This window comes from Burkholderia sp. HMSC10F09, from assembly GCF_001806955.1.
Taxonomy (GTDB): Bacteria; Pseudomonadota; Gammaproteobacteria; order Burkholderiales; family Burkholderiaceae; genus Burkholderia; species Burkholderia multivorans.
Genome location: NZ_KV786519.1, coordinates 1 through 8,952, shown reverse-complemented (window position 1 = coordinate 8,952; position 8,952 = coordinate 1). Strand labels below are relative to the sequence as shown.

Here is an 8,952-nt window from a genome sequence, read left to right as displayed (position 1 = left end):
CAACGTCTCGAACCACGTGATGTTCCTGCACCAGGGGCGCGTCGAGGAAGAAGGCGTGCCGGCCGACGTGTTCGCGAACCCGAAGAGCGAGCGCCTGAAGCAGTTCCTGTCGGGCAGCCTCAAGTAACGCGCCGCGCGTCCCGCCGCGCAAAACGAGCGCCCCGCGGTTCGCCGCGCGGCGCTCGTTTTGCGTTTACGCGGCGTCGACCGGCGCGTCGGCGGCGAATGCGCGCAAGGCGTCGCCGGCCAGCCGGTAGCGCACCCACTCGCTCTGCGGCGCCGCACCGACGCTTTCGTAGAAGCGGATCGCCGGTTCGTTCCAGTCGAGCACGCTCCATTCGAAACGGCCGCAGCCCGACTCGACGGCGATCCGCGCGAGCGTCTTCAGGAGCCGCAGGCCGGCGCCCGCGCCGCGAAAGCGCGGCGAGACGTACAGATCCTCCAGATACAGCCCCTGCCGACCGAGCCAGGTCGAATACGAGAAGAAATACACGGCGAAGCCGGCCGGCTCGCCGTCGACTTCGCAGATCAGCGCGCGCGCGGTCGACGCGTCGCCGAACAGGCTGCGCTCGAGCGATGCAGGCGTCGCGACGACCTCGTGCTCGGCTTTCTCGTAGACGGCCAGCTCGGTAATGAAACGCAGGATCAGCGGCACGTCGGCGACGGTCGCGCGGCGGATGTCGATTTGCACGGCAGGAGCCCTCCTTCGGCCCGGACGAAAACGGAGAGAGCGCCGCGATTCGCGCTGGCGCTCGTCGAACCGACATGCTACGTTCGCGTCGCGCCTGCAGGAAGTGCAGTTTTTTCATTCCGATCTGAACGCCATGCATCACGATTTGCGCCGTCTCGACCTGAACCTGCTGCTCGTCTTCGACGCGCTGTACCGCCACCGCTCGGTGGCCGCGGCCGCATACGAGCTCGCGATGAGTCCGTCCGCGCTGAGCCACGCGCTCGCACGGCTGCGCGACGCGATCGGCGACGCGCTGTTCGTGCGCCTCGGCAACGAGATGCAGCCGACCGTGCGCGCGGACGACATCGCGACCTGGGCCGGCGACGCGCTCGACGCGATGTCGAAAGGGCTCGCGCGGGCGCGGCGCTTCGATCCGGCGCACAGCGACCGCACCTTCGTGTTCGCGGCGACCGACTACACGGCGTTCGCTGTGCTGCCGGCGTTCGTCGCGCAGATCCAGGAGGCGGCGCCGCGACTGCGGATCCGCGTCGTCCATTCCGACCGGAAGATCGCCGTCGACGAACTGGCCGCCGGCCGCATCGATTTCGCGCTCGGCTATCACGAGGAAGCGGTCGCCGATGCGCCGGGTATCGAAGACTTCGACTGGTTCGCGGACGACTATGTCGTGATCGCGAGTGCCGCCCACCCGACGATCCGCCGACGCCTGACGCTCGACCAGTATCTGGCGGCGCGCCACGTGGTCGTCACGCCGTGGAACGAATCGCGCGGCGTGATCGATTACGTGCTGGACCGGCTCGGCCTCGCGCGCGACGTCGCGGTGCAACTGCCGACCGTGCTGGCCGCGCCATTCATGATCGCGCAATCCGCGCTGCTGATGACCGTGCCGAACCGCGCCGCGCAGACGCTGCGGCACGCCGCGCCGATCCGCCTCTTTCCCGCGCCGTTCGAGATTCCGCGCTACACGCTGAAGGTCTACTCGCACGCGAAGCATGCGCGCACCGACGCGCACCGCTGGATTCGCGCGCGCCTGCTGGAGGCACGGCCGCACGCCTAGCGCGCCGCACGGAGCGCGGCGAGACATCGCTGCCGAACGCGCGAGCGCATCCCTTACCCGCCGAAATCATTACGAATTACTTACCAATTCCGCGCTCTGCCCGCATACGCCGGCGTTTTATCGACGTCAATACTGGCAATCCTTGATCCCGATTCGCCGAAATCGTGTCTCCCTTGTCGGACAAGGGTTTTCCGGCGATCGGCGGCGCGCGCACGGCCGTCGCGGGCCGTGTTGCATGGCAATTTGGCGACACGTGTTAGTCAAACAACGATTTCCGTCGCCACAAAATTGTATTTTTGCTAAATTAGTAACCAAAGTAGCAAAACGAAGTGCGTGAAATGTAGTTTAGCTTCACGACACAACAAGGAGACCCCGCAGACCCACCCGGCCGCGCGGGACCGCTCAACGGCACTCCCGTCCGCTTGCCCCGCGTGCTGCGCCGACCCGGCCCTGCACGAGGTCTCCCTGGTTATCCCGCTTTTGCCCGCCGCTCGCCGCGTCGGGCATCTCGTGCAGTCTGGGTTGACTTTTTGACAGGGTATGGAGGAGATGATGAAGAAAGCTTTGGTCGCGGCCGCGCTGATGGCTGCTGGGGTGGTGACGGCGCATGCACAGAGCAGCGTGACGCTGTACGGTCGCCTGGATGCCGGCCTCGAATACATGAACGGCTTCCAAAACGGTCACCAATTCCGCGCGGAAAGCGGCGACTGGGGCACGAGCCTGTGGGGCTTGAAGGGCACCGAAGACATCGGCGGCGGCAACAAGATCCTGTTCCACCTGGAAGGCGCGTTCAACACGATGACGGGCGGCTTCAGCGGCTCGATCTGGGATCGTTTCGCGACCGTCGGTATCTCCAACGACCGCTACGGTACGCTGCTGCTCGGTCGCGAACTCGCGATCGCAAACGGCGTGTGGGACTTCGACCCGTTCGGCCAATCGAACTGGTCGACCGCGTCGCTCGTGCGCGGCCGCAACTGGAACAAGACCAGCAACAACGTGTCGTATCAGTCGCCGCAGTTCTACGGCCTCGACTTCTACGGCCAGTTCTCGTTCTCGAACTCGACCAGCTTCAACGGCAACACGACGGCCGGCCAGCCGGGTCGTGCAGCCGGCGCGCAGATCACGTACACGAACTCGCTGTTCCAGTTGCGCGGCATCTATGACGAAACGCGCGACAGCAACGGCCGCTTCTCGGACGTGTTCAACTACTCGCGCGAATATTTCGCGGGCCTGAACGTGTTCCTCGGCCAGTTCAAGCTGCAGGCTGCTTACCAGGCCTCGCGCGCCGACGGCAGCGGCGGCCCCGCAGCGAACGCAGGCGTGACCGGCACCCAGCAAGTCTGGGGCGGCGTGACGTGGCAGGCGACGCCGGCCGCGGCACTGATCGCAGCCGTGTATCACGTGAACGCGAACCACGGCGGCGGCAACGCGAACATCTACACGGTCGGCGGCTCGTACAACATCTCGAAGCGCACGCTGTTCGACCTGCAGGTCGCGACGGTGCGCAACAGCTCGACGGCGAACTTCGGCCTGAACGCGAACCCGGCCGGCACGGCCGTGTCGACCGGCAACCCGCATCCGGGCGGCAGCCAGACCGGCGTCTACGCCGGCATCCAGCACCTGTTCTGATCAGGCGCCGTCCAAAGAACGATTCGACAACGCTTTCCACGCTGCTGCGAGAGGCGCGTATCGGTGCGGTACCCAATCGGGTATCCGCACCGTTTTTTATTGGCGGGCCGGATTGCGCGGCCCATGCCGTGAAGCGATGCGGCGCTCAGACGGCCGCTTCGTTCTCCTCGCCGGTGCGGATGCGGATCACGCGCTCGACGTCCGACACGAAGATCTTGCCGTCGCCGATCTTGCCGGTGCGCGCCGCACCGATCACCGCGTCGATGACCTGATCGACCTGCGCTTCGGCGACGACCACCTCGATCTTCATCTTCGGCAGGAAATCGACGACATATTCGGCGCCGCGATACAGCTCGGTATGCCCCTTCTGGCGGCCGAAGCCCTTCACTTCGGTCACGGTCAGCCCGGTAAGCCCCACTTCGGCGAGCGCTTCGCGGACTTCGTCCAGCTTGAACGGCTTGATGATGGCAGTGATGCGTTTCATGATGGTTGTCCCTCAATGCTCGTGTGGAATGAAAAATCGCGATCCCGATTGTAAGCCGCCGACGTCGCGCGCGGCTCAGTCAAGGCCTTCGCCGAGGCGTTCGCCAAGGCGTTCGGCAAAGCGCGACGTGATGGGATAACGCCAGTCGCGCCCGAACGCACGGTGCGTGACGCGAATCCCGATCGGCGCCTGGCGCCGCTTGTACTCGTTGAGCTTGATGAGCCGCGTCACGCGCGCGACGTCGGCCGGCGCGTAGCCGGCCGCGACGATTTCGGCGAGCGGGCGGTCCTCTTCCATGTACATCCGCATGATCGCGTCGAGCACGTCGTAAGGCGGCAGGCTGTCCTGATCGGTCTGGTTCTCGCGCAGTTCGGCCGACGGCGCACGCGTGAGGATCCGTTCGGGGATGATGTCGCGCCGCCCGTAGTCGGACGTCGCGTTCCGGTAGCGGCACAGCCGGTAGACCAGCGTTTTGGCGATGTCCTTCAGCACCGCGAAGCCGCCCGCCATGTCGCCGTACAGCGTGCAGTAGCCGACCGCCATCTCGCTCTTGTTGCCGGTAGTCAGCACGATCGAGCCGAACTTGTTCGACAGCGCCATCAGCAGCGTGCCGCGAATGCGCGCCTGGATGTTCTCCTCGGTCGCGTCTTCCGCGCGGCCCACGAATTCGGCGGCGAGCGCCGCCCGGAACGCGTCGAACATCGGCGCGATCGCGATCTCGTCGTAGCGCACGCCGACGCGCCGCGCCATGTCGGCCGCGTCCGTCGTCGAGATGTCGGCCGTGTAGCGCGACGGCATCATCACGGCGCGCACGCGCTCGGGCCCGAGCGCATCGCACGCGACGGCCAGCACGAGCGCCGAATCGACGCCGCCCGACAGCCCGATCAGCGCGCCCGGAAAGCCGTTCTTGCCGATGTAGTCGCGCACGCCGAGCACGAGCGCGCGATAGACCTGTGCCTCGACCGGCAGCGGCGGCGCGATCGCGCCGGGCAGCGGCCGCGCGCCATCGAATTCGACGATCGCGTGCCCCTCGTCGAACTGCGGCATCTGTGCGACGAGCGTGCCCTGCCCGTCGAGCACGAACGAGCCGCCGTCGAACACCAGTTCGTCCTGCCCGCCGACGAGGTTCACGTACACCATCGGCAGCCCCGTCTCGCGGATCCGCGCGCGCAGGATGTCGACGCGCACCGCTTCCTTGTTCATGTGGTACGGCGAGCCGTTCGGGATCAGCAGCACCTGCGCGCCGGCCGCCTTCGCGATCTGCGCGGCCGACGCGTGCCACGCATCCTCGCAGATGATCACGCCGAATTTCACGCCGTTGAGCTCGAAGACGAGCGGCTCGGCGTCGGTCGCGAAATAGCGCTTCTCGTCGAACACCTCGGCGTTCGGCAGATCCTGCTTGCGGTAGGTGCCGACGATCCGGCCGCCGACGATCAGCGACGCCGCGTTGTACGTGTCGACCGGCGGCACGCCGCGCTCGATCGGGCGGTTTGCATTACCATCGACGCCTGGCGCACCGCGCAGCGGATGACCGACCAGCACCGCGAGCCCGTCGAGCGGCTTGAGCGCATCGGCGAGCGCGTCGAGCGCGGCGGCCGCTTCCGCGTAGAACGCGGGACGCAGCAGCAGGTCTTCCGGCGGATAGCCGGACAGCGCGAGTTCCGGCGCGATCATCAGGTGCGCACCATCTTCGTGCGCGGCACGGGCCGCCGCGACGATGCGCGCGACGTTGCCGGCAAAGTCGCCGACGGTGACGTTGATCTGGGCGAGAGCGAGTCGGGTCTTCATGACGGGAGCGGCGCAGCCGGGCGGCGCGCGGTGAACGGCTGACGAAAACGTCGCGGGGCGCGCACGCAACCGGCGACATCCAAACGGTACGGATTCACGCTTGAAACACGAACGCATCGATTATCGCACGGGCATCCTGTCGTCCCCGGCCGAGGTCGCGGCCGACGAATGGAACGCGCTGCTCGCGCGCGACGCGCAGCCGACGCCGTTCCTGCGCCACGAGTTCCTCGACGCGCTGCATGTCGCGCGCTGCGCCGTCGACGAAACCGGCTGGTCGCCGCACTTCGTCACGCTGACCGACGCGCGCACGGGCCGGCTCGCGGCGGCCGCTCCCGTCTATGCGAAACAGCATTCGTACGGCGAATACGTGTTCGACTGGGCCTGGGCCGACGCGTATCAGCGCAACGGGCTGTCGTACTACCCGAAGCTGCTGTGCGCGGTGCCGTTCACGCCGGTGCAGGGCACGCGGCTGCTCGCCGTCGACGACGACGCGCGCCGCCGTCTCGCCGCGACGCTGCTCGCGTTCGCCGAACAGAGCGACGCATCGTCGCTGCACGTGCTGTTCCCGACCAGCGACGAAGCGCGGCTGCTCGAATCGATGGGCATGATGCTGCGCGAAGGCGTGCAGTTCCACTGGGTCAACGACGGCTACCGGCACTTCGACGACTTCCTCGGCACGCTCGAACAGAAAAAGCGCAAGAACATCCGCGCGGAGCGCCGCAAGGTGCGCGACGCGGGCGTCACGTTCCGGCGGCTCACCGGCGAGCGCATCACCGATGCGGACTGGCGCTTCTTCACGCGCTGCTACCGGCAGACCTATCGCGAACACTATTCGAGCCCGTACCTGAATCTCGACTTCTTCCGCGCGATCGGCGCGACGATGCCCGAGAACCTGCTGCTCGTGATCGCCGAAGCCGACGGGCAGCCGATCGCGAGCGCGCTGGCCGTCTATCGCCGCGGCGAGCGTGGCGGCGGCACGCTGTACGGCCGCTATTGGGGGGCGCTCGAGCACGTGCCCTGCCTGCATTTCGAGACGGCGTACTATCAGCTGCTCGAGTTCTGCATCGAAGCGGAACTCGACACGTTCGAAGGCGGCGCGCAAGGCGAGCACAAGCTCGCGCGCGGCTTTCTGCCGACCGTCACGCACTCCGCGCACTGGCTCGCGCATCGGGCCTTCGCCGACGCGGTCGCGCACTTTCTCGAACGCGAGACCGAGCATATCCACGCGTACGTCGACGAATTGCGCGAGCACGATCCGTTTCGGCGCAGCCGAAGCTAGCGTCGCCGCATCCCGCCCGACGTCTCGGCGCGACGTTCGTGCGGCAACGCGAACGTCGTCGATGCGCGGTCGATCGGTGCGCCGGCGCGATACGGAGGCCCGCGATTCGCGATGTGGCACGAGACGACGCATCGGCAATCACGTCGCGACCCGGCCGGATTCCGCGCGTTCGTCGCCCCGCCCCGCGCGCGCCGCGTTCGCACCCTTCGCCGCTTGCCCGCGATCGCGCATGCCATTTCTGAGACACTTGCGGTTCCGCACTCCGCCGATTGGTCATGTCCTGGTTTCTGTATCTGATCGAATGCGTCGACGACAGCGTCTACACGGGCATCACGACCGACGTCGCCGCGCGCTTCGACGAACACGCGGCCGGCAAGGGCGCGCGCTACACGCGCTCGCGCAAGCCGCGCGCCGTGCTCGCGTCGTTTCCGTTGCCCGACCGGTCGATCGCGTCGAAGGCCGAATACTGGGTGAAACGGCTGACCGCCACGCAAAAGCGCGAACTGGCCGCCGGTATCCGGACGCTTGCGTCGGTCTTGCCGGCGGCGCTGTTCGCGGTCGAAGACGAAGTGGAGCGCGTTGCGGCCGGGCAGCCTCCGCGTACGGGTGCCGGCCGGCGACGTGGCGCGAAAGCATCGGTTGCCGTGGAGAAATCGGCCGACGCGATCGGGCCATCGAAGGCCGCACGCGCAGCGACGCGCGCGCAGCAGGCCACGGGGGCCGAAACGCCTGTCCCGGCCATCCGCAGCGCGAAAGCGCCGCAGGTCGAGAAGGCGACGAAGACGAAAAGGACGGCCAAGCCGACGAAGGTACCGGCGCCGGCACGCGCCGAAAAAAGCACAAAGCCCGCAAAAGCCGCACAACCGGCAACAGCCCCCAAAGCCCCGACATCCGGACCGAAGCGCCCGCCATCCGCCCACCCCATCGCCGCCGCGCCACGCAAAACCGGCCGCACAAAACAAAACCGCGCGGCCTCGTGACGAGACTCGCGCGGTTTGCCTGCACCGCGAACCGGCCGCCGGGCCGGCGCGCCGCTTACTTCTTGTAGTTCGCGACGCCGTCGGTGATTTCCTTGTGCGCGGCATCGATGCCGGCCCAGCCTTCGACCTTCACCCACTTGCCCTTCTCGAGCGCCTTGTATTGCTCGAAGAAGTGCTTGATCTGGTCCTTCAGGTACTCGGGCACGTCGTCGATCGACTTCAGGTTCGCCGTCATCGGGCAGACCTTGTCGTGCGGCACCGCGATCAGCTTCGCGTCGACGCCCGACTCGTCCGTCATCTGCAGCATGCCGAGCGCGCGCGAACGCACGATCGAGCCGGCCAGCAGCGGGAACGGCGTGATCACCAGCACGTCGACCGGATCGCCGTCGCCCGACAGCGTCTGCGGGATGTAGCCGTAGTTCACCGGATAGCGCATGCCGGTGCCGATGAAGCGGTCGACGACGAGGAGGCCCAGCTCCTTGTCCGCCTCGTACTTCACCGGATCGCTCTGCGCGGGAATCTCGATGATCACGTTGAAATCTTGCGGCAGGTCCTTGCCGGCCGGAACATGATTGAAGCTCATGAACGCTCTCTGTTGGTCGATGGGAAGTCGGGACAGGGCCGCCGCGGCCGGTGCGCGACGCGGGCGTCCCCGCAGGGAATGCGCCATTATAGCCAATCGACCGGTGGCGTCCGGACGACGATCGGCCGATAATCGTTCCCGATGTCCGGCGCGCGGACACGATCCGGCGCGGCACCGCCGCGACACGACAGCACGACTCCGACCCACCGACCGGCCTCGCAGCCGGGCACCGGCGCCACGTGGCCCGGCACGACAGGAGCAGGCATGGAAGAGGCAAAGCATTTCATCGCGGGCGAATGGACGTTGCCCGCGCAACTGGAAACGATCGCCGTCATCGATCCGTCCGACGGCCAGCCGTTCGCGACGATCGCGCGCGGCACCGCGCCGGACATCGAGCGCGCCGTCGCCGCCGCGCGCGACGCGTTCGCCGGTGCGTGGGGCGCCGCGAGCGCGGCCGAGCGTGG

General features: G+C 67.3%; 9 protein-coding genes and 1 pseudogene. 6 read left to right on the top strand and 4 right to left on the bottom strand.

All coding sequences use genetic code 11. The features are described from left to right. Nucleotides 1–127 (top strand): annotated as a pseudogene (locus HMPREF3115_RS30595) (histidine/lysine/arginine/ornithine ABC transporter ATP-binding protein); the annotation flags it as partial. Nucleotides 128–193: 66 nt separating this feature from the next. Here the strand turns inward: HMPREF3115_RS30595 and HMPREF3115_RS02250 are convergent. Then, the gene (locus HMPREF3115_RS02250) at nucleotides 194–691 is read right to left on the bottom strand and encodes a GNAT family N-acetyltransferase (protein WP_070553331.1); all 498 of its coding nucleotides are present in this window, start codon (nucleotides 689–691) and stop codon (nucleotides 194–196) included. Between the two features lie 133 nt (nucleotides 692–824). On the opposite strand from HMPREF3115_RS02250, the gene HMPREF3115_RS02245 reads away from it, so the two are divergent. Both HMPREF3115_RS02245 and HMPREF3115_RS02240 read left to right on the top strand, forming a co-directional pair. Further along, complete coding sequence (locus HMPREF3115_RS02245) at nucleotides 825–1,745, top strand: LysR family transcriptional regulator (protein WP_035488729.1); 921 nt, start codon at nucleotides 825–827, stop codon at nucleotides 1,743–1,745. A gap of 549 nt (nucleotides 1,746–2,294) precedes the next feature. Next, the gene (locus HMPREF3115_RS02240; protein ID WP_006405804.1) at nucleotides 2,295–3,374 is read left to right on the top strand and encodes a porin; all 1,080 of its coding nucleotides are present in this window, start codon (nucleotides 2,295–2,297) and stop codon (nucleotides 3,372–3,374) included. Nucleotides 3,375–3,519: 145 nt separating this feature from the next. On the opposite strand, the gene HMPREF3115_RS02235 is transcribed toward HMPREF3115_RS02240, so the two are convergent. Together HMPREF3115_RS02235 and HMPREF3115_RS02230 are read right to left on the bottom strand one after the other, a co-directional pair. Next, nucleotides 3,520–3,858 carry a P-II family nitrogen regulator gene (locus HMPREF3115_RS02235; protein ID WP_006398637.1) on the bottom strand — a complete coding sequence of 113 codons (339 nt, stop codon included), beginning with the start codon at nucleotides 3,856–3,858 and terminating at the stop codon, nucleotides 3,520–3,522. Nucleotides 3,859–3,933: 75 nt separating this feature from the next. Next, entirely contained in the window at nucleotides 3,934–5,646 is a 1,713-nt protein-coding gene (locus HMPREF3115_RS02230) for an NAD+ synthase (protein ID WP_070553330.1), read from the bottom strand. A 100-nt stretch (nucleotides 5,647–5,746) separates the two neighbouring features. Here HMPREF3115_RS02230 and HMPREF3115_RS02225 point away from each other — a divergent pair, with 100 nt between their 5' ends. Together HMPREF3115_RS02225 and HMPREF3115_RS02220 are read left to right on the top strand one after the other, a co-directional pair. Next, the gene (locus HMPREF3115_RS02225) at nucleotides 5,747–6,925 is read left to right on the top strand and encodes a GNAT family N-acetyltransferase (RefSeq protein ID WP_070553329.1); all 1,179 of its coding nucleotides are present in this window, start codon (nucleotides 5,747–5,749) and stop codon (nucleotides 6,923–6,925) included. A gap of 275 nt (nucleotides 6,926–7,200) precedes the next feature. Next, the gene (locus HMPREF3115_RS02220) at nucleotides 7,201–7,905 is read left to right on the top strand and encodes a GIY-YIG nuclease family protein (protein ID WP_070553328.1); all 705 of its coding nucleotides are present in this window, start codon (nucleotides 7,201–7,203) and stop codon (nucleotides 7,903–7,905) included. A gap of 55 nt (nucleotides 7,906–7,960) precedes the next feature. Here the strand turns inward: HMPREF3115_RS02220 and ppa are convergent, their stop codons facing one another. After that, on the bottom strand, nucleotides 7,961–8,488 hold the full coding sequence (gene ppa, locus HMPREF3115_RS02215) for an inorganic diphosphatase (RefSeq protein WP_006398629.1): 528 nt from the start codon (nucleotides 8,486–8,488) through the stop codon (nucleotides 7,961–7,963). A 264-nt stretch (nucleotides 8,489–8,752) separates the two neighbouring features. On the opposite strand from ppa, the gene HMPREF3115_RS02210 reads away from it, so the two are divergent. Further along, nucleotides 8,753–8,952 (top strand): aldehyde dehydrogenase family protein (locus HMPREF3115_RS02210; protein ID WP_141751616.1); only part of this gene is annotated, 200 nt, incomplete at its 3' end.